Source organism: Streptomyces sp. NPDC096105 (assembly GCF_044763335.1).
GTDB lineage: Bacteria > Actinomycetota > Actinomycetes > Streptomycetales > Streptomycetaceae > Streptomyces.
In genome coordinates, this window is the sequence record NZ_JBIWGC010000001.1 from 368,310 (window position 1) to 388,432 (window position 20,123).

A 20,123-nucleotide genomic window follows, 5' to 3' on the forward strand; every position below is an offset into this window, starting at 1 on the left:
CCCTGCACGGGTCTTGTCCGCAATTCGGACGCCGACCGGCGCAGGGGGGCTCGTCACCTGGGAGAACGGCCTGTTTTCTCCGTCCGCGCCCCGTCGCGGCTCCTCCGGGGGCGACACTCGAACGATTTTTCGAATCCGGGCCGGGCCGCGCGCGGCCCCGTGGGGGCCGTTCCGGTCCCCCGGCCCGGCACCGGAACCGGGTGAAGCGGAAAGCACCGCCTCCGGGCCGGTAACGCATTTACGGGGCAGCGCCCATTGCGTGCCCCGGCGTCCGGGTCCGCCGCAAAGCGAGCAATTCCCAGCCGCGGCGTTCCCGCCACCTATCGCACGAGCGGAGCTATCACCAGAGCTATTCCGCGTGCCGAACAAAGCGGCGGTCGTCGCGCCCCCGACGCGCGGACGGGCACCACCCGCACGGCCCGCGGCGGCGCCGCTCGTGCGGCTTGTCCGATGACCGGCGGCCCCGGCACACCCCGGTGCGCCCGGCCCCGCCGGCCCACGTCCGAGACCCGCACGGCCGCGCGTCACGGGGTTCTCCCCGCCCCGGCGATGGCGCGCCGCAGTCACGCCCTTCGCCAAAGGAGACACCAGTGGACGACGCCCTGCTCGACATCAAGGACAAACCGGCCAGGCAGCAGCCCGAATGGGGTGACGCGGCGCGGGTGCGGCAGGTCACGGACACCCTGGCCCGCCGACCCGCCCTCGTCGACGCGGCGGACGTCGACACGCTGCGTTCGCTGCTGGCCCGGGTCGCCTCGGGCGAGGCCCTGGTCGTCCAGTCCGGCGACTGCGCCGAGGACCCCGCCGAGTGCACGCCCGGCTATGTCGCCCGGAAGGCCGCGGTGCTGGACCTGCTGGCCGGCGCGCTGAAGATGATCACGCACAAGCCGGTGATCCGTGTGGGCCGGATCGCGGGCCAGTTCGGCAAGCCCCGCTCCAGCCCGACCGAACTGGTCGGCGGTGTGGAACTGCCGTCCTACCGGGGCCACATGGTCAACGGCCCGGAGCCCGACCCGGAGAGCCGGCGCCCGGAACCCGGCCGCATGCTGGACTGCTACCAGGCGGCCCGCGAGATCATGACCCAGCTCGGCTGGCAGGACGCCGGACCGCGGCACGCCGTCGAGCCGCCGGTGTGGACCAGCCACGAGGCACTGATCCTGGACTACGAACTCCCCATGGTCCGCCGGGACGAGCGGGGCCGGCTCGTCCTCACCTCCACGCACTGGCCCTGGATCGGCGAGCGCACCCGTCAGCTCGACGGCGCGCACGTCGCCCTGCTGTCCCGGGTCGCCAACCCGGTCGCCTGCAAGATCGGGCCCAAGGTGACGGCCGACGAGCTCCTCGGGCTGTGCGAACGGCTCGACCCCGACCGGGAGAAGGGCCGCCTGACCCTCATCGCCCGGATGGGAGCGGCCACGGTCGGCGACCGGCTGCCGGGGCTCGTCGCCGCGGCCCGCGATGCCGGGCACCCGGTGATCTGGCTGACCGACGCCATGCACGGCAACACCGTCGCCCTGCCGGGCGGCCTCAAGACCCGCTACCTGGAGACGATCGAGCGGGAGATCCAGGAGTTCCAGGAGGCCGTCCGCTCCGAGGGCGGCATCATCGGCGGGCTGCACCTGGAGACCACGCCGGACGACGTCACCGAGTGCGTCCCCAACGACGCCTGCGTCGAGCACGTCGCGGACAAGTACACGTCCTACTGCGATCCGCGCCTCAACCCGGGCCAGGCCGTCGCCGTGGCCTCGGCCTGGCTCGGCTGACGGCTCCGCCACCCACCCCGGCCGGCACGGGGCACGGCCGTCGGGCAGACACGCAGATGAGGAGGTCCTGACAATGGACGGAAAGGTCGCACTCGTCACCGGGGCGGCGGGCGGCATCGGCGAGGCGGTGGCCCGCGCCCTCGGCGAACGCGGCGCGGTGGTGGGAGCCGTGGACCGCGACGCCGACCGGCTGCGGCAGGTGGTGGACAAGCTGCGCGCGGACGGCCTGGAGGCGCAGGCCCTGCCCGCCGACGTCACCAGCGCCGCCGACGTCGACGCCGTGGTCCGCACGGCCGAGGAGCGCCTCGGCCCGCTGGAGTACCTGGTCAACGGGGCCGGCGTGCTGCGCCTGGGCACCGTGCGCAACCTCACCGACGAGGACTGGACGACGACGTTCGCCGTCAACGCCACCGGCGTCTTCCTGATGTCGCGGGCCGTCGTCAACCGCATGCTGCCGCGTCGGCGGGGCGCGATCGTCACCGTGGCGTCCAACGCCGCCGCCACCCCGCGGGTGCAGATGGCCGCCTACGCCGCGTCCAAGGCGGCGGCGACCATGTTCACCAAGAGCCTGGGCCTGGAGGTCGCCCGGGACGGCATCCGCTGCAACGTGGTGGCGCCGGGCTCCACCAGCACCCCGATGCTCACCTCCATGTGGCACGACGAGTCCGGCCCGAAGCACACGATCGAGGGGCGGCTGGACGCGTTCCGGGTCGGCATCCCGCTGGGCAAGGTGGCCCGTCCCTCGGACGTCGCCGACGCCGTCGCCTTCCTGCTGTCCGACGAGGCCTCCCACATCACCCTGCACGAACTCACCGTCGACGGCGGCGCCGCGCTCGGCGCCTGAGCCCCGCCCCCCCACCGACCTGAGGCGACCAGGAGAGCAACTCATGGCAGGTATACCCGAGATCACCCCCTACCCGATGCCGACGGCCGGCGACGTGCCCGCCAACGTGGCCCAGTGGTCCGTCGACCCGGACCGCGCCGTCCTGCTGGTGCACGACATGCAGCGCTATTTCCTGCGGCCCCTGCCCGACGGCCTGCGGGAGGAACTCGTGGACAACGCGCGGCAGGTGCGCGAGCACTGCGCCGGGCTCGGCGTGCCGGTGGCGTACACGGCGCAGCCCGGCGGCATGACCGACGAACAGCGGGGCCTGCTGAAGGACTTCTGGGGCCCGGGCATGCGCACCGCCCCCGCCGACCGGCAGGTCGTCGGCGAACTGGCCCCGGCCCCCGGCGACTGGCAGCTCACCAAGTGGCGTTACAGCGCCTTCTTCCGCTCCGACCTGCTGCAGCGGATGCGCGCCGCCGGCCGGGACCAACTGGTGCTGTGCGGCGTGTACGCCCACGTCGGCGTGCTGATGACCGCCGTCGAGGCGTTCACCCACGACATCCAGCCGTTCCTGGTGGCCGACGCCGTGGCCGACTTCTCCGAGCACCACCACCGGCTGGCCCTGGAGTACGCGGCGCAGCGCTGCGCCGTCGTCGTCACCACCAAGGAGGTCCTGGCATGACCGGCACCGCGAACGGCGACCTGCTCGGCCGGATCCTGGGCGACCGGCCACCGGCCGCGTACGCCCTGCTGCACCGTCCCGAGACGACGGGTCCGGGCGTGCTGGACGTCGTCGTCGGCGAGGCGGCCGAGCCGCGCACCCTCGCCGAACTGCCCCTGCCCGACACCGCGGAGACATCCGGCGGCCCCCGCCACGAGGTCCTGGCCCTCGTGCCCTACCGGCAGATCGCCGAGCGCGGATTCGACTGCCCCGACGACGGCACGCCGCTGCTGGCCATGACCGTCACCGGTCAGGCCGCCGTGCCCGTCACCGAGGTGCTGACCCGGATCCCCGACCTGCCCGTGGAGCTGTCCGGCGGCGGCTTCGACGTCCCGGACGAGGAGTACGCCGCCACCGTCCGCCGGGTCGTCAAGGACGAGATCGGCACCGGGGAGGGCGCCAACTTCGTCATCAAGCGCACCTACACCGCCGACATCACCGGCTACACCCCGCGGCACGCGCTGGCGGTCTTCCGGCGCCTGCTGCAACGCGAGAGCGGCGCCTACTGGACGTTCCTGGTGCACACCGGCTCGCGCACGCTCGTCGGCGCCACTCCCGAGCGGCACATCAGCCTGCGCGAGGGCCTGGCGGTGATGAACCCGATCAGCGGCACCTACCGCTACCCGTCCACGGGCCCGGCGCTGCCGGAGGTGCTCGACTTCCTCGCCGACCGCAAGGAGGCCGACGAGCTGTACATGGTCGTGGACGAGGAACTGAAGATGATGGCCCGGATCTGCGAGGAGGGCGGCCGGGTGGTCGGGCCGTATCTCAAGGAGATGGCCCGCCTCGCCCACACCGAGTACTTCATCGAGGGGCACAGCACGCGCGACCCGCGCGACATCCTGCGCGAGACGCTCTTCGCCCCGACCGTCACCGGCAGCCCGCTGGAGAACGCCTGCCGGGTCATCAACCGGTACGAACCCGAGGGGCGCGGCTACTACAGCGGTGTCGTCGCGCTGATCGGCCGTGACGAGCACGGCGGGCGGGCCCTGGACTCCTCCATCCTGATCCGTACCGCCGACATCGACGCCACCGGCCGGCTGCGGATCGGCGTCGGCGCCACGCTCGTACGGCACTCCGACCCGGAGAGCGAGGTCGCCGAGACCGCGGCGAAGGCGGCGGGTCTGCTCGCGGCCGTCGAGAACCACGGGCCGGCCCGCTTCGCGGACCATCCGCGGGTCCGGTCGGCGCTGGAGCGGCGCAACGCCACCCTCGCCGGCTTCTGGCTGGCCGGTCACGGCTCCGGGGCGCGGCCCGGTCCGGAGCTGAGCGGACGCCGCGTGCTGGTCGTGGACGCCGAGGACACGTTCACGTCCATGCTCGACCACCAACTGCGCTCCCTGGGGCTGCGGGTGACGGTCCGACGCTTCGACGAGCCCTACTCCACGGACGGCTACGACCTCGTGGTGATGGGGCCCGGTCCGGGCGATCCGCGCGACGTCGGGCACCCGAAGATCGCGCACCTGCGTGCCACGGTGCGCACCCTGCTCGACGAGCGGCGCCCGTTCCTCGCCGTCTGCCTCAGCCACCAGACGCTGTGCACGCTGCTCGGTTTCCCGCTGGTGCGCCGGGCGGTGCCCAACCAGGGCGTGCAGCGGGAGATCGACCTGTTCGGATCCCGGGAACGGGTCGGGTTCTACAACACGTTCGCCGCCCGCGCCGAGGAGGACAAGGCCGAGTGCGAGGGGGTGGGCGTGGTGGAGGTCAGCCGCGACCCCGACACCGGTGAGGTGCACGCGCTGCGCGGCCCGCACTTCGCGTCGATGCAGTTCCACGCCGAGTCGGTGCTCACCCAGGACGGCGTGCGGATCATCGGCGACCTCGTCAAGGAGGTTCTCCCCCACGCGACGGGAAAGGAGCGCGGCACCGTTGAGCAGGTTGCGCTGGCTGACCGCGGGTGAGTCCCACGGTCCCGCACTCGTGGCGACGCTGGAGGGTCTTCCCGCCGGCGTGCCGATCACCACGGACATGGTGGCGGACCACCTGGCGAGGCGGCGGCTCGGCCACGGTCGCGGTGCCCGGATGAAGTTCGAGCGGGACGAGGTCACGTTCCTGGGCGGCGTCCGGCACGGACTGACCCTGGGCTCCCCGGTCGCGATCATGGTGGGCAACACCGAGTGGCCCAAGTGGGAGCAGGTCATGGCGGCCGACCCGGTCGACCCCGGCATCCTCCGGGGACTGGCCCGCAACGCCCCGCTCACCCGCCCGCGTCCCGGCCACGCCGACCTGGCCGGCATGCAGAAGTACGGCTTCGACGAGGCCCGGCCGGTCCTGGAGCGCGCCTCCGCCCGGGAGACCGCCGCCCGCGTGGCGCTCGGCGCGGTGGCCCGCTCGTACCTGAAGGAGACGGCCGGCGTCGAGATCGTCTCCCACGTCGTGGAGCTGGCCTCGGCCAAGGCGCCGCAGGGCGTGTACCCGACGCCGGCGGACGTGGAGCGGCTGGACGCGGATCCCGTGCGCTGTCTGGACGCGGACGCGTCGAAGGCGATGGTCGCCGAGATCGACCAGGCGCACAAGGACGGCGACACCCTCGGCGGCGTGGTGGAGATCCTGGCCTACGGCGTGCCGGTCGGCCTCGGCTCGCACGTGCACTGGGACCGCAGGCTCGACGCCCGGCTGGCCGGCGCGCTGATGGGCATCCAGGCCGTCAAGGGCGTCGAGGTGGGAGACGGTTTCGAGCTGGCGCGGGTGCCGGGTTCCGAGGCGCACGACGAGATCCTCGCGACCGAGGAGGGCGTCAGACGGGCCTCGGGCCGCTCCGGCGGCACGGAGGGCGGTCTGTCCACCGGTGAACTGCTGCGGGTGCGGGCCGCGATGAAGCCGATCGCGACCGTGCCCCGGGCGCTGCGGACGGTGGACGTCTCCACGGGCGAGGCCGCCCAGGCGCACCACCAGCGCTCGGACGTGTGCGCGGTCCCGGCGGCCGGGATCGTGGCCGAGGCCATGGTCGCGCTGGTGCTGGCGGACGCGGTGGCGGAGAAGTTCGGCGGCGACAGCGTTGCCGAGACCCGCCGCAACGTCACCTCGTACCTCGAGCACCTCACCGTCCGATGAGCGGGCCGCCGGCCGTGCCGGCCGGCCCGATGGGCGGGGGCAGGTCCACCGTCGGGCGACTGCCGGCCGAGCGGCTCGGCGTCGCCTGCCGGGACGCCGACGAGGACGTCGTCGCCGAGCGGGGCCGGACCATCGCCCAGGTCTTCGCCGGCGACGGCGAGTCCGCCTTCCGGCGGCCGGGGCGCGGGCGGTGGCCCGGGCCCCGGCCGGGCACGACGGCGTGCTCGCGCCGGGCGGCGGGGCGGTCCTCGATCCGCGGACCCGGGCGCTGCCGTCCGGACTGCCGGTGGTCTTCCTCGACGCCGACGCCGGCGAGGCGGTGCGGCGGACCGGCCGGGACCCCGGCCGGCCGCTGCCGGCGGGTGATCCGCACCGGCGGCGGCGTGCGCCGGCCGCGGCACGCCGTCCGTTCCGCACGGAGGTCGCCCGGGCGGTCGCCGGCACCGGCGGGCGCACCCCGGAGGGGGTCGTGGAGGCCGTGCCGGCGGCGCCGGCCCCGCGGGAGGTGAAGGCCTGAAGCCCTTGCACGAGAGCTCCCCGCCCGGAAGGCGGGGAGCTCTCGTGCGGTGGCGCGCCCGTCACCGCCGGGCGGCGAGGAAGCCGTGCAGCAGCCGTTCCTCCTCCGCGGTGAGCGGCAGCCCGAACACGGTGCGCACGGCGTCCACGGTCTCGTGCGGGCGCAGGAGGCGCAGGCGCTGCTCGCCGCTGCGGTACTCGGTCATGAACTCGTTGTTCTTGAGCCGGTACCGCTCCTCGTCGCCGGCCCGCTGCACCACGAGCTGCCCGACGAAGGGCGAGCCGGGGCGGGTGGAGCTGACGTAGTGGGCGGCCTGGAAGTCGACCGCGTACTGGGGTTCGGTGCGGAAGGCGTAGATGTCGAACCAGCCCTCGGGCCGCCGGTACTGCAGGAGCCAGTGGCCGTCCTCGGTCGTCAGCCGCCACGACCAGCCGGCGACGGTGCTCTCCGCTTCGGGTCGCAGGGCGATGGGTTCGACGAGCGCGGCGTAGCCGTAGCCGGGGTCGGCCAGCCACACGGTGTCGTCCGCCCGCACCAGCAGGGCCGTGTGGGAGCGGAACCGGCGCTTGCCGCTGCCCTCGCGGATGCGGACCAGGAGCCGCGTGACGGGGAAGCCGAAGCGGTCCAGCGCGGCGGCGAACAGCAGGTTCGTCTCGTAGCAGTATCCTCCGCGGCCCGCCTGGACGATCTTGCGCTGGACGGCGTCGATGTCGAGGGAGACCGTGCGCCCCAGGGCGATGTCGACGTTCTCGAAGCAGACGGAGTCCCGATGGGCGCGGTGCAGGGCGCGGAGCGCCGCGAGGGAGGTCTCGCGCGGCCCCCGGTAGCCGATGCGGGCGAGATAGGCGTCGAGGTCGAGCCGTTCGCTGCCCCACTCCGGGGAGTCGTCGACCACGAGGGGCAGGCCTGAAGTGTCCATGAGCGTCCTTCCGCCGGTGCGAGAGGTGGGTCGGATCGCACGGCGGTGCGGCGCGCGGCCCGTCCGGGTGCCGCGCGCCGCACGCCGCGCCGGTGGGAGCGTCACCACTCCACGCGGACGTCGTACTCCTTCACCCACGCGTCGAACTCGACCAGGCGCTCCATCACGGCCCGCATGCCCCACAGGCCGCCGAGACCGGCGTAGGACTCGACGGGCTTGTCCAGGAGCTTGCGGATGCCCTCGGCCGGCACGAGGTCGAGCACGGGGGAACCGTCCAGCAGGGCCTCGACCTTGGCGCGCAGGGCCCGCACGTACTCCACGTCCTGGGTGGACGGGTAGGGGCTCTTCTTGCGCTCCAGCACCGACTCGGGCAGGACGTGGCTCGCTGCGGCGCGCAGCAGGCTCTTCTCACGGCCGTCGAAGGTCTTCATGGCCCACGGCACGTTGAAGACGTACTCCACCAGCCGGTGGTCCGTGAACGGCACCCGCACCTCCAGGCTCGCGGCCATGCTGATGCGGTCCTTGCGGTCCAGCAGGAAGTTCTCCCAGCGGCTGATGTTGAGGTACGACAGCTCCCGCATCCGCGCCTCGTCGGCGGACTCGCCCTCCAGGCGCGGCACTTCGGCGAGCGCCTCGGCGTACCGCTTGGCGACGTACTCGTCGAGGCCGAGCCGGTCCCAGAGGCCGATCTCCTTCATGGTGTCCAGGCCGCCGAGCCGGCGCCAGGCGTCGTACCAGGGGAAGGTGTCGCCCTCCACGGCCTCCTTGTCGAAGAACCAGTTGTAGCCGCCGAAGAGCTCGTCCGCGGTCTCGCCGGACAGGGCGACGGTCACCTGCTCCTTCAGGGCCTTGCACAGGTGGTAGAGGGAGTGCTCCATGTCGCCGGTGGAGATGGGCAGGTCCTGGGCGCGCAGCACCCGCATGCGCACGTCCTCGTCGAGGACGTGGTGGTTCTCCAGCTCGACGATGACGTGCTCGGCGCCGGAGCGGCGGGCGACGTCGACGGCGTACGGCGTGTCGGGGTCCATCCAGATGCCGTTGCCGCGGAAGTTCTCCTCGTTGTTCTTGAAGTCGATGGAGAAGGCCTTGATACGCTCCTGCTTGCCCTGGTCGCGGAAGACCTTGGCGGCGAGCGCGGTGATGGCGCTGGAGTCGAGGCCGCCGGAGAGCAGGGTGCCCACCTTGACGTCCGCGATGAGCTGACGTTCGACGATGTCCTCGAGGAGTTCGCGGATGCGGGTGACGGTGGTGTCGAGGTCGTCGGTGTGCGGACGGGCCTCCAACTGCCAGTAGGTGCGGGTGGTGTGGCCGCCGCGGTGGAAGCGCACGACGGTGCCGGGCACCACTTCGTGCATGCCCTTGAAGACGGCGTGGCCGGGGGTGTTGATGATGGCGAAGATCTCCGCCAGGCCCTCGCGGTCGACGACCGCCTCGGCATCGGGGTGCGCCAGGATGGCCTTGGCCTCGGAGCCGAACAGCACGCCGTCGGGCGTCGGGTAGTAGAAGAGGGGCTTGACGCCCATGCGGTCGCGGACGAGGAGGAGTTCCTCGGTCCGCGGGTCCCACAGGGCGAGGGCGTACATGCCGTTGAGGCGTTCGGCGAAGTGCTCGCCCCACTCCAGGTATGCGTGCAGGACGACCTCCGTGTCGCTGGAGGTGCGGAAGGCGTGGCCGAGGCCGACGAGTTCCTCCTTCAGCTCGCGGTAGTTGTACACCTCGCCGGTGTAGACGAGGACGGGGAGGCCGTCGCCCTCACCGGTGACGTGCATGGGCTGGCGGCCGCCCTCCAGGTCGATGATGGAGAGCCGCCGGTGCCCGAGGGCGGCGTGCGGTGAGATCCACACACCGCGGTCGTCGGGGCCCCGGCACGCCAGCGTCTCCGTCATGGCCGACGCCGTCCCGCCGTGTACCGACAGATCGTGGTCGTAGGCGACCCAGCCTGCGAGTCCGCACATCGAAGTCCCAGTCCTTTCGTTCCTGTGGTGATGCAGAGCGGGGGGATGGAGTGGTGCTCAGGGCCGCGGCGCCCAGCCGGCGCGGTCCCAGTACGCCAGGTGGGGCTGGGCCGACACCGTGCCGATCCGCGCCACCCGCTCGCCGCCGAGGACCATCACGGTGGGCCGGTCCGGGCTGAACACCGGCCAGGCGGGCGCGTGTCCGCTGCTCGGTGTCCCGCCGCGGGCGAAGGCCGCCACCAGGTCGATCAGCGTGTCCGAGATCCGCCGCTCCAGTGGTCCGTCCCCGTAGGCGGGCGCGTTGACCGGCAGCGCGAACGTGCCGAAGAGGAACTTCGCGACGGCCTCGTGCGGGGTGGTCCCGGCGTACGGCGGCCTGAGCGGGTGGGAGAACTCCATCAGGTACTGCGGCGAGGCGGCGGGGTCGCGTTCGCGGGCGTGCCGTTCGGCCAGCCGCACGATCTGGTAGCGGAACAGCCCGTCGCCCCACACCTGTGTCCACACCGACACCGGGTCCCGGGGCAGGCCCTCCGCCTCGGACGCCCGCCGGTAGTGGGCGACGCAGTCGTCCACCTGCTCGTCGGTGACCTTGACGGCGCCCTTCTCGAGGACCTCGCGGACGGCGGCGCGCAGTCCCGCCTCGTCGGCCGGGTGGGGACCCTGGTAGGGGTAGCCGGGGCCGGTGGTGAAGAAGGAGCCCTCGGTGCGGCAGTAGACGGGCATCATCGGGATGCGCGGTGTGGGAAGTTCGTGGTCGTAGCCGCGCATCCACCGCCCGTCGACGACCGGCCCCCGGTACTCGCGCCCGCCCTGCACGAACCGCTCGGTGGGGCTGCCCGCGTACACCTCGTCGAAGGCGTCACGCAGGTCGGCGGCCGGTACGGCGCGCAGGCCGGGCACGGTGGTGCCGAAGCGGCGGGCCAGGTGCTCGTAGACCCGGCGGGACTCCTCGGGGGTGGTGGAACTGGCCGGCTCCCACACGTGCTTGACGCTGATCGGGATGATCCTCTTGATGACGCCCCGCAGTTCGGGCAGCAGAGCGAGCTGCCAGGTGCTGGAGCCGCCCGCCGAGGTGCCGGAGACGGTGATGTTGTCCGGGTCGCCGCCGAACGCGGCGGCGTTGTCGCGGACCCAGCGCACCAGCGCGACCTGGTCCTGCAGGCCCCAGTTCGCGCAGGATCCCGTACGCGGGTCGGTGAGGTCCTCGTGCAGGCCCCAGCCGAACACGCCGAGGCGGTAGTTGAAGTTGACGACGACCATGCGGCCGTGGACGGCGGTGCGGGCGCCGTCGTAGTCGGGTTCGCTGCCCGCGCCGAGCATCCAGCCGCCGCCGTGGATGTAGACGAGGACCGGCAGACGGCCCGCCACGTCCGGGGTCCACACGTTGGCGTAGAGGCTGTCCTCGCTGCTGTCGGGCAGGTAGTCGCCCTGCAGGGAGGGGGCCGCGAAGGCGGTGGCGTCCCGCACGCCCTGCCACGGCTCGGACGGCCGGGGCGAGGAGAACCGCAGCGGGCCCACCGGCGGGGCCGCGTAGGGCACGCCCCGGAAGACGGTCAGTCCGTCGGCCCGCTCTCCGGCCACTCGTCCCGTCGTCGTCCGGACGACCACTGTGCGACTGGGCATCTGGTGAACCTCATTTCCCGCCTCGGCGTTGTCGGGGGCGGCGCGCGCGCACCATGGGGCCACAGTGATCGTCGCCCCGGTGCCGGGCGGGCCGCCAACCGCCGGTCACTACTCCGTCAAGTCAGGCCGCGTCCGCCGCACGGTGCGGGGGCGGCGGGCCGCCGGGGCCCGGCGCGGACAGCAACCGGTCGGGCGGGGCGGTCAGTTCGCTGCCGGTCAGGGCGCGCAGGGTGCGGTAGGCGGTGGCGTCGCCGGCGAGCACACCGCCGCGCAGGACCCGCCCCTCGGGGTCGAGGACGAGCTTGGCGTAGGTGCCGGCCGTGTCGTCGCGCAGGACGTACTCCACGGCGCCCTCGGTCTCGGCGTGGGCGTCGCCGAAGCTGGCCACGTCGACGCCGAGGAGTTTGAGCTTGGCGGCCGTGTCGGGGGCGGTGAAGGGGGTCGTGGGGCGGTCGAGCAGCCGGTCGGCGACGAGTTCGGCCATCCGGTAGCCGGGGGCGACCAGCCCGTAGGTGCGGCCCCGGACGGCCGCGCACTCGCCGACGGCCCAGATGTGCGGGTCCTCGGTGCGGCACAGGTCGTCGACGAGGAAGCCGCCGCGTCCGCCCGTGGCGAGTCCGGCGGGTCCGGCCAGTTCGTCGCGGGGGCGCACGCCCGCGGAGAACACCACCAGCCGGGCGTCGAGCGCGGTGCCGTCGGTGAGGGTGACCCCGCCGACCCTGCCGTCGGCGGCCGGGTGGATCTCGCGGACGGCGGTGCTGCAGTGCACCCGCAGTCCGAGACCGGTGACGAGCCGGGTGAGCACGTGTGCTCCCCCGTGGTCGAGCTGTACCGGCATCAGGCGCGGCGCGAGTTCCACGACGTGGGGGCGAACGCCGAGCAGCCGCAGCGCGTTGGCGGCCTCCAGGCCGAGCAGGCCCCCGCCGACCACGACACCGGGGAGGCCCTCGCGTGCCGTGTCGCGGAGGGCGTCGAGGTCGTCGAAGGTGCGGTAGACGAAGCAGCCGGGCAGGTCGCGCCCCGGGACGGGCGGCACGAACGGCCGGGACCCGGTGGCCAGTACGAGGGCGTCGTAGCGTCTGACGGCGCCGTCGGCGGTGGTGACCGTGCGGGCTTGCCGGTCGATGCCGGTCACCGGGGTGGCCGTGTGCAGCTCCACCAGGGGGTCGGTGAGGAAGGCCCGGTCCGCGAGGGTGAGGTCGGCGGCGCTCCTGCCCTCCAGGTAGGACGACAGGGCGACCCGGTTGTAGGCGGGGCGGGGCTCCTCGGCCAGGACGACGGCACGCCAGGTGCCGTGCCGGTCCTGGGCCCTCAGGTGCTCGACGAGGCGGTGGCCGGTCATGCCGTGTCCGACGACCACCAGGGTGCGCGGGGTGCGGGTCATGGGTCGCTGTTCCCTCCGGTCGACGACGCTCCGGTCGCTCCGGTCGACGGTGTTCCGGTCGCTCCGGACGCCGACGCGAGGACCATGCGCACGTCGTCCGCGCAGCCGCCGCAGCCGGTGGTGGCGCGGGTCGCGGCGGCGATCCCCGTCAGGTCGCGGGCGCCGGCGCGCCAGGCGCGCAGCAGGTCGGCCTTGGTGACGTGGTTGCAGTGGCAGAGCACCGCCGCGTCCGGCAGTTCGACGCGGGCGGGGTGTGCGCCGGCCTCGGTGCCCAGCAGGAGAGCGAACCGGTCGGACGGCACCGGCAGTTCGCGCGCGTACAGCTGGGTGAGCGCGGCGGTGGCGCGCGGCAGGCCGATGAGGACCGCGCCCGCGACGCGGTCCCCGTCGAGGGCGAGCGCGGCGTGGCGGCCCCGGGCCGGGTCGGACAGCGTGATGTGCCGGGTGGCGCCCGGCGGGTCGGGCGGACCGAGGCAGGCCAGGTCGAGGCCGGGCGCCCGCAGCCGCAGCACGGGCCGGCCGGCGCGGTGGTGCGTGTCGTGACCGGCGAGGATCCGGGCGAGGCTCTCCGCCTGTTCCCAGGCGGTGCCGACGAGTCCGGACACCTCGCCGCCGAACTCGGCGCAGTCGCCCAGGGCGTGGACGTGCGGATCGGCGGTGCGCAGGTGCCGGTCGACGACGATGCCCGTGCGGACGGCCAGTCCGGCGCGCCGGGCGAGCGCGGTCTCGGGTTCGACTCCGGTGCACAGCGCGAGCGCGTCGGCCCGCAGGACCTCGCCGTCGTCGAGGACCAGCTTGCCGGGCCGGTACTCCACGGCGGCGCGCCCCGTCCGCAGGCGGGCGCCGGCGGAGCGCAGCCGGCTCGCGAGCAGGGCGCCGGCCGTGTCGTCGAGCCGGTCGTGCAGGGGGTGCGGCCCGGGGTGCACGAGGGTGACGTCGCGGCCGGCGCGCAGCAGCGCGAGGGTGGTCTCGATGCCGAGCATGCCGCCGCCGAGCACCACCACGGGCCCGTCCGCGAGCTGTTCGGCGTCGTCGGCGGTGCGCAGGGTGGTGGCGCCCTCGGTGAGCCGGCCGTCCGCGGTGAGTACGCCGGGCAGCTGCGGGATCCTCGGCCGGGCGCCGGTGGCGAGCACCAGCCGGTCGTAGCCGAGGGTCTCGCCGGTGTCGGTGCGCACCAGGCGGCGGGCGCGGTCGACGGCGGTGGCGGTGACGCCGGGCCTGACGCGCACGCCGTCGGGCGGGGCGGGCAGTTCCAGGTCCCCGGCGGTGAGGGTGCCGTCGAGGACGGAGGTGAGCAGCGCCCGGTTGTAGGCCGGCCGCGGCTCCGCGCCGAGGACGGTGACCGGGCCGCGGTGCCCGTGCGCCCGCAACCGCTCGACGAGCCGGTGCGCCGCGGGTCCGTGGCCGACGACGAGGACGTGGTGCATGACGGTCATGGCCGGCCTCACGGTGCGCCGGAGCCGGGTTCGACCCGCACGGCGCAGACCTTGAATTCGGGCATTTTGCTGCGGGGGTCGAGGGCGGTTCCGGTGATCAGGTTGGCCCGGCCGGCGCCGGGATGGTGGAACGGCAGGAACACCGTGTCCGTGCGCATGCTGCCGACCAGCCTGACCCGCGCGACCGTGGTGCCGCGGACCGAGGTGACGCGGGCCGGGCCGCCCTCGCGCAGACCCGCGCGTTCGGCGGTGTCGGGGTGGATCTCGACGTACGGCTCGGGGACGGCGTCGTTGAGTTCGGGCACGCGGCGGGTCTGCGCGCCGGACTGGTAGTGGGCCAGGACCCGGCCGGTGGTGGCGTACAGGGGGTGGTCGGCGTCGGGCGTCTCGGCCGGGTCGCGGTGGTCGACCTCGGCGAACCGGGCGCGGCCGTCCGGGGTGGCGAAGCCGTCGAGGAAGAGGCGGGGCGTGCCGGGGTGCGGCTGCCCGCCGGGACGTTCGGGGCAGGGCCAGTGCAGGGCCTCCCCCGCGTCCAGCCGCTCGTAGGTGATGCCGGAGTAGTCGGCCGTGCCGCCGCGGGAGGCGCGCCGCAGTTCGTCGAAGACCTGGCGCGGCGCCGTCGGGTAGCGGTGGGCCGGTTCGCCGAGCCGGACCGCGAAGCCGTGCAGGACCTCCAGGTCGGTGCGCACGCCCTCCGGCGGGGGCAGCAGCCGGCGGCGGCGCAGCACCCTGCCCTCCAGGTTCGTCAGGCTGCCCTCCTCCTCGGCCCACTGCGCGACCGGCAGGACGACGTCGGCGGTCCGCGCGGTCTCCGAGGGCACGAAGTCGGCCACCACCAGCAGGTCGAGGGCGGCCAGCCGGTCGGCGACGTGGGCGGAGTGGGGCGCGGACACCAGGGGGTTGGAGCCGAACACCAGCAGGGCGCGCGGGCCGCCCTCGGTGCCGAGCGCGTCGAGCAGTTCCCAGGCGCTGCGGCCGGGGCCGGGCAGGGCGTCCGGTGTGGTGCCCCAGACCCGGGCGACGTGGGCCCGTGCCTCCGGGTCGGTGATCATGCGGTAGCCGGGGAGCTGGTCGGCCTTCTGCCCGTGCTCGCGGCCGCCCTGGCCGTTGCCCTGCCCGGTCAGGCAGCCGTAGCCGCTGCCGGCGACGCCGGGCAGGCCCAGGGCGAGGGCGAGGTTGATGAAGGCCGCGGCGGTGTCGGTGCCCTTGCTGTGCTGCTCGGCGCCCCGTCCGGTCAGCACGTAGGCCCGGCGCGCCCGGCCCAGCAGTTCCACGGCGGCGCGCTGTTCGGCGACGGGGACGCCGGTGACCTGTTCGACGCGCTCGGGCCACCAGGCGACGGCGCGCCGCCAGGCCGCGTCGAAGCCGGTGGTCCGTTCCTGGACGTATTCCTTGTCGCACCAGCCGTCGCTCACGGCGATGTGCAGCAGTCCCAGCGCCAGCGCGAGGTCGGTGCCGGGCACCGGTTGCAGGTGCAGGGCGGCCCGTTCGGCGGTCTTGGTGCGGCGCGGGTCGATGACGATCAGGTCCGCCTTCCGCAGGTGCCGCATCAGCGGAGGCATGGTCTCGGCGGGGTTGGCGCCGGCGAGCAGGATCGTGTCCGCCGCGTCGAGGTCGGCGACGGGGAACGGCAGCCCGCGGTCCAGGCCGAAGGCGGCGTTCCCGGCCGCGGCGGCCGAGGACATGCAGAACCGGCCGTTGTAGTCGATCTGGCTGGTGCCGAGGGCGAGCCGGGCGAACTTGCCCAGCAGGTAGGCCTTCTCGTTGGTGAGGCCGCCCCCGCCGAACACGGCGAGCGCGTCCGGGCCGTGCTCGTCGCGGATGCGCCGCAGCCGCGCGGCGACCGTGTCCAGGGCGGTGTCCCAGTCGGCCGGGGCGAGACGGCCGTCCGGGCCCCGCAGCAACGGCCGGCGCAGCCGGTCCGGGACGTCGAGCACCGCGGGCGCCGTCCAGCCCTTCTGGCACAGGCTGCCGTCGTTGACGGGGAAGTCGGAGGGTTCCACCACGGTTCCCGAGGCGCCGTGGCCGAGGCGGGTGCCGCACTGCAGGGCGCAGTACGGGCAGTGCGTGGCCACGCTCGTGCGCGGCGCGCTGTCAGGCACGGGTGACCTCCGAGGACTCGGCGGCCCGCCGCGCCTGCCGTGCGTCGCCCGCCGGGGTGCCGTGCGGGGTGCGCAGGTAGACCAGCAGGGTGACGGCCATGCACACCGCGTAGAAGGCGAGGAAGAACCAGAAGGCCGGCTCGCCCGTGCCGCGGCTGCCGTAGGACGCCCGGAAGGCCAGGTTGACGACGACGCCGCCGAGCGCGCCGACGGCACCCGCGATGCCGATGACCGCGCCGGTCAGGCGGCGGGCCCGGGCGAAGGCCTCGGTCGCGTCGTGGCCGGCGGTGACGGCGGCCTCCGCCTGCCCGGCGAAGACGACCGGGATCAGCTTGTACGTGGAGCCGTTGCCCAGCCCGCTGAGCACGAACAGCACCGTGAAGACGGCGACGAACAGCGCGAGGGAGTCGTGCGCCGAGGCGGCCAGCAGCAGGAGGGTGCCGGCGCCCATGGCGAGGAAGTTCCAGAAGGTGACCCGGGCGCCTCCCCAGCGGTCGGCGAGCCGGCCGCCCAGCGGGCGGGACAGCGAGCCGAGCAGCGGCCCGAGGAAGGTGAGCCCGGCGGCCTCCAGCGGTGTCGAGCCGAACTGGTTCTGCAACACGAGCCCGAAGGCGAAGCCGTACCCGATGAACGAGCCGAACGTGCCCAGGTACAGCAGCGAGATCCACCAGGTGTGCGGGTCGCCCACCGCCTCGCGCAGCACGCCCGCCGGGGCCGGGCCCGTGGCGACGTTGTCCATGCCGAGCGCCGCGAGCACCGCGGCCAGGGCGATCAGCGGCAGGTAGGCGGCGATCACGTAGGCGGGGTGGGTGTCGCCCGCGGTGGCGATGACCAGCAGGCCGACGAGCTGGATGACGGCGACGCCCAGGTTGCCGCCGCCGGCGTTGAGGCCGAGCGCCCAGCCCTGGTGACGCCGGGGGAAGAAGTGGGCGATGTTGGTGGTCGAGGAGGCGAAGTTGCCGCCGCCGACGCCGGCGGTCGCGGCGACGAGCAGGAACACCCACAGGGGTGTGCCGGGCCGCTGGACGAAGTACAGCGCCAGCAGGGCCGGGACGAACAGCAGGACCGAGCTGAAGACGGTCCAGTCGCGCCCGCCGAAACGGGTCACGGCGTGGCTGTACGGCAGGCGCAGCAGCGCGCCCACCAGGGTGGGGGTGACCACCAGCAGGAACTTCTCGCTCGGGGTGAATCCCAGGCCGATGGCCGGGGACATGAACAGCACCAGGACCGACCACATGCTCCAGATCGAGAACCCGATGTGCTCGGAGAGGACGGACAGGACGAGGTTGCGTCGTGCGACGTGCTTGCCGGTGCGCTCCCAGAACTCCTCGTCCTCCGGATCCCAGTGCTCGATCCGGCGTCGGGAGGCGCGCAGTGCCGTCATCGGGGGCAACTCCTCGGCTGGGGAGGCGGCCCGGAGGGTGGCGCCGGGCCGCCGTGCGGGGGGTGACGGGGGCGCGGGCCCATGGGGGGGGGTGGGCCCGCGCCCCGAAGAGGCGGCGGTGCGGGATCCGGGACCTACGCGTTCGTCCGCTCCGCCTTCAGCAGCCGGGCCAGCTCCAGCCGCTTGATCTTGGTGGTGGCGGTCTGCGGCAGGTCGTCGAGCTTCCACTGCACGGGCTCCGCCATCGCGGGCAGACCGGCCACCGCGGACTTCCAGGCCGCCAGGTCGAGCGGCTCGTCGTCGCGCGTGCACACCACGGGCAGGGGCCTGCCGTCCTCGTCCGGGACGATGATGACCTCGACGAGCTCCGGTATCCGGGCGAAGAGGGTGTCCTCGATCTCCAGGGTGCTGTCGACGCCCTCGATCTCGTCGACCTCCCGGTCGAGCAGGTGCAGGCAGCCCCACTTGGTGCGGTAGCCGAGGTCGCCCATGCGCCACCACTCGCCGTCGGCCTGCTTCTCCCAGCGCTCGTGCTCGCCGAGGTAGGTGACGATCCGTCCGTCGGAACGCACCTCGATGTAGCCGGGGTTGGACTTGGTGGGCCGCCTGCCGTCCCGGCTGACCACCCGGACGCCCGTCATGCCGGGGAACGGGGAGCCCACGCAGCGGCCGTCGGCGTCCGCGCCGCGCTTCCTGGAGTAGGTGCGCCCGGCGATCGGGCCGACCTCGCTCTGCCCGTACATCTGCACGAACTGCGGCGACTCGCGCCGTGACGCCTTGAGCATCAGGTGCACGGTGCGCGGGTGGATGGCGTCGAAGGTGCTGCTGAAGTACTTCACGTTCGCCAGCGGCCGGCGCGGGTCGTCGACCAGCACCTCCCAGCGCAGGAACGTGTTGGGGTGCGCCTCTATCAGGCCCGGCGGGGCCTGGCGGAACACCTCGGCCACGGCCTCCGGGTCGTCGTCCCGGAGGATGATCAGGGGGTGTCCCTGGAGGATCGTGATAGGCATGGCGGTGAACATCCGCGAGTGCACGAACGACACGTGGATGGCCACCGGTTCGCTGCGGCCCACCAGGGAGGCCACGGCGCCCTGCGGGCGGTAACGGGCCTGGAAGGTGCGCCCGGTGTGCACCGCCAGCTTGGGCGTTCCGGTGGTGCCGGAGGTGTGGGTGACCAGCGTCGGGTGGTCCGGGGGCATGGTCACCGGCGCGACCCGGGCCGAGCCGGCCAGCGAGGCGAGCGTGACGGCCTCGTCGTGGTGTCCGGAGGCCAGGAGCACCTGCCGGGCCAGACCGAAGATCTCGGCGGGCAGGTGGTGGTCCAGCTTGTCCTGGTCGGTCACCAGGTAGGGCCGGTCCACGCGGCGCACCAGCTCGCACACGGTGGTGCCGTCGAGCTTCGGGGACAGCAGGACCGGGACGGCGCCGATCCTGGCCGTGGAGCAGGCCAGGAGCGTGATGTCGAACCCGTTGGTCTTGTGGACGACCACGCGCTCCCCGGGCCGGACGCCGGCCGCCCACAGCCGGGAGGCCAGGTCGTCGACGAGGTCGGCGACCTCCGTGAGCGTCATGCGGCGTCCGCGCTCCGGAGCGACGTCGAGATCATGGTCGAGAATAACGGGATTCACCGGGTGTCGGGCCGCGGCCCGCTCGAAGAGCGTGCCCAGCCGAATTCCCTTGTTTCCGATGCGCTGGAGAAACATCTGCCCACCCTCTCATCCGCCGTGACTGTTCCTCAGCCGTGCGGCGGGCCGTTTGAATTCAGGCTCCCGTACGGATCAGCGGGAATTGTCACCGCTTTTCGATGACGTCCTTGATGCGCTTCAGCGTGGCGTCGAGGTCCTGCTCGAGCTTGGCGGTCCAGTCGGCCACGAAGCGCTTGCGGTCGTCCTCGTCGAGGCCGGCGACGATCTTGTGGATGCCGGCGGTGGCCCGGCCCATGCGGAAGTGGTGGGTGAGCACGCAGCCGTCCTCGGCGGGCGCCATGTCGAAGCCCCAGATGCTCTCCTGGTCCTCGCGGGCGTGGGTGAGCATCATCCACCGGAAGGTGCGGCCGGGCTCGGCGGCGGTGATGCGGCACTCGGTGTGCCAGACGCCGCGCACCAGGGGCGCCCAGGCGACGACGTCCTCGCTGCGGAGGTTCTCGCCGCGGAAGACGGCGCCGACGGTGGACGGTTCGCCGGAGACCCACGTGCCGCCCCGGCATTCGGGGCTCCATTCGGCACTGCGCGGCAGATCGCTGACGACGGAGTAGACCTCGAGCGGGGTCGCGGAAATGTGAATGTCGGCCTTGAGCTCGAAGAGCGGCGAGGTGTCGATGATTGACTGAGTCATGTGCAGAATTCTGTCGAGGCTGCCCGGCGCCGGTCAAAGAGCGGCTTTCTCGTTTGTCAGGTCTGAATTCCCGCATTTCACCGGCGCCGTGCGCCCCGCCCG

The 20,123-nt window shown here is 73.6% G+C and carries 15 protein-coding genes and 1 pseudogene; 7 read left to right on the plus strand and 9 right to left on the minus strand.

Annotated elements, in window-relative coordinates; translation table 11 throughout:
• The first annotated feature begins 590 nt into the window (after nucleotides 1-590).
• The 7 genes and pseudogenes from ACIQ8B_RS01660 (at nucleotide 591) to ACIQ8B_RS01690 (ending at nucleotide 6,884) form a co-directional block, all read left to right on the plus strand.
• Nucleotides 591-1,763 (plus strand): 3-deoxy-7-phosphoheptulonate synthase, encoded by a 1,173-nt coding sequence (locus ACIQ8B_RS01660; RefSeq protein ID WP_403544463.1) that lies wholly within the window; start codon nucleotides 591-593, stop codon nucleotides 1,761-1,763.
• Between the two features lie 73 nt (nucleotides 1,764-1,836).
• Nucleotides 1,837-2,607: a 2,3-dihydro-2,3-dihydroxybenzoate dehydrogenase gene (locus ACIQ8B_RS01665; RefSeq protein WP_365422617.1), complete on the plus strand. Its 771-nt coding sequence runs from the start codon at nucleotides 1,837-1,839 to the stop codon at nucleotides 2,605-2,607.
• Nucleotides 2,608-2,650: 43 nt separating this feature from the next.
• Nucleotides 2,651-3,274 (plus strand): isochorismatase family protein, encoded by a 624-nt coding sequence (locus ACIQ8B_RS01670; protein ID WP_403544466.1) that lies wholly within the window; start codon nucleotides 2,651-2,653, stop codon nucleotides 3,272-3,274.
• Nucleotides 3,271-5,214, plus strand: a complete 1,944-nt coding sequence (locus tag ACIQ8B_RS01675; RefSeq protein WP_403544468.1) for an anthranilate synthase family protein — start codon at nucleotides 3,271-3,273, stop codon at nucleotides 5,212-5,214. Before ACIQ8B_RS01670 ends, ACIQ8B_RS01675 begins: the two co-directional genes overlap by 4 nt.
• The gene (aroC, locus tag ACIQ8B_RS01680; protein WP_403544470.1) at nucleotides 5,183-6,367 is read left to right on the plus strand and encodes a chorismate synthase; all 1,185 of its coding nucleotides are present in this window, start codon (nucleotides 5,183-5,185) and stop codon (nucleotides 6,365-6,367) included. Before ACIQ8B_RS01675 ends, aroC begins: the two co-directional genes overlap by 32 nt.
• Before the next feature lie 29 nt (nucleotides 6,368-6,396).
• A pseudogene (locus ACIQ8B_RS01685) lies at nucleotides 6,397-6,483 on the plus strand (shikimate kinase); the annotation flags it as partial.
• A gap of 74 nt (nucleotides 6,484-6,557) precedes the next feature.
• Nucleotides 6,558-6,884, plus strand: coding sequence for a shikimate kinase (locus tag ACIQ8B_RS01690; RefSeq protein WP_403544472.1), 327 nt, complete (start codon nucleotides 6,558-6,560; stop codon nucleotides 6,882-6,884).
• A gap of 61 nt (nucleotides 6,885-6,945) precedes the next feature.
• On the opposite strand, the gene ACIQ8B_RS01695 is transcribed toward ACIQ8B_RS01690, so the two are convergent.
• The 9 genes from ACIQ8B_RS01695 to ACIQ8B_RS01735 all read right to left on the minus strand — a co-directional run bounded on the left by ACIQ8B_RS01695 (nucleotide 6,946) and on the right by ACIQ8B_RS01735 (nucleotide 20,021).
• Nucleotides 6,946-7,803: an arylamine N-acetyltransferase gene (locus ACIQ8B_RS01695; protein WP_403544474.1), complete on the minus strand. Its 858-nt coding sequence runs from the start codon at nucleotides 7,801-7,803 to the stop codon at nucleotides 6,946-6,948.
• Nucleotides 7,804-7,904: 101 nt separating this feature from the next.
• Nucleotides 7,905-9,758, minus strand: coding sequence for an asparagine synthase (glutamine-hydrolyzing) (gene asnB / locus ACIQ8B_RS01700; RefSeq protein WP_403544476.1), 1,854 nt, complete (start codon nucleotides 9,756-9,758; stop codon nucleotides 7,905-7,907).
• A 57-nt stretch (nucleotides 9,759-9,815) separates the two neighbouring features.
• The gene (locus tag ACIQ8B_RS01705; RefSeq protein WP_403544478.1) at nucleotides 9,816-11,381 is read right to left on the minus strand and encodes a carboxylesterase/lipase family protein; all 1,566 of its coding nucleotides are present in this window, start codon (nucleotides 11,379-11,381) and stop codon (nucleotides 9,816-9,818) included.
• A 121-nt stretch (nucleotides 11,382-11,502) separates the two neighbouring features.
• Nucleotides 11,503-12,765: an FAD-dependent oxidoreductase gene (locus ACIQ8B_RS01710; protein WP_403544480.1), complete on the minus strand. Its 1,263-nt coding sequence runs from the start codon at nucleotides 12,763-12,765 to the stop codon at nucleotides 11,503-11,505.
• Entirely contained in the window at nucleotides 12,762-14,201 is a 1,440-nt protein-coding gene (locus ACIQ8B_RS01715) for an FAD-dependent oxidoreductase (protein ID WP_403544482.1), read from the minus strand. The genes ACIQ8B_RS01710 and ACIQ8B_RS01715 overlap by 4 nt, the downstream gene beginning before the upstream one ends.
• Before the next feature lie 8 nt (nucleotides 14,202-14,209).
• Nucleotides 14,210-16,303, minus strand: a complete 2,094-nt coding sequence (locus ACIQ8B_RS01720) for a molybdopterin oxidoreductase family protein (protein ID WP_403544484.1) — start codon at nucleotides 16,301-16,303, stop codon at nucleotides 14,210-14,212.
• Nucleotides 16,296-17,687, minus strand: a complete 1,392-nt coding sequence (locus ACIQ8B_RS01725; protein ID WP_403544486.1) for a nitrate/nitrite transporter — start codon at nucleotides 17,685-17,687, stop codon at nucleotides 16,296-16,298. The genes ACIQ8B_RS01720 and ACIQ8B_RS01725 overlap by 8 nt, the downstream gene beginning before the upstream one ends.
• Before the next feature lie 134 nt (nucleotides 17,688-17,821).
• Nucleotides 17,822-19,390: a class I adenylate-forming enzyme family protein gene (locus tag ACIQ8B_RS01730; RefSeq protein WP_403544488.1), complete on the minus strand. Its 1,569-nt coding sequence runs from the start codon at nucleotides 19,388-19,390 to the stop codon at nucleotides 17,822-17,824.
• 88 nt (nucleotides 19,391-19,478) lie between these two features.
• Entirely contained in the window at nucleotides 19,479-20,021 is a 543-nt protein-coding gene (locus ACIQ8B_RS01735; RefSeq protein WP_106414462.1) for an SRPBCC family protein, read from the minus strand.
• Between the last annotated feature and the right edge of the window lie 102 nt (nucleotides 20,022-20,123).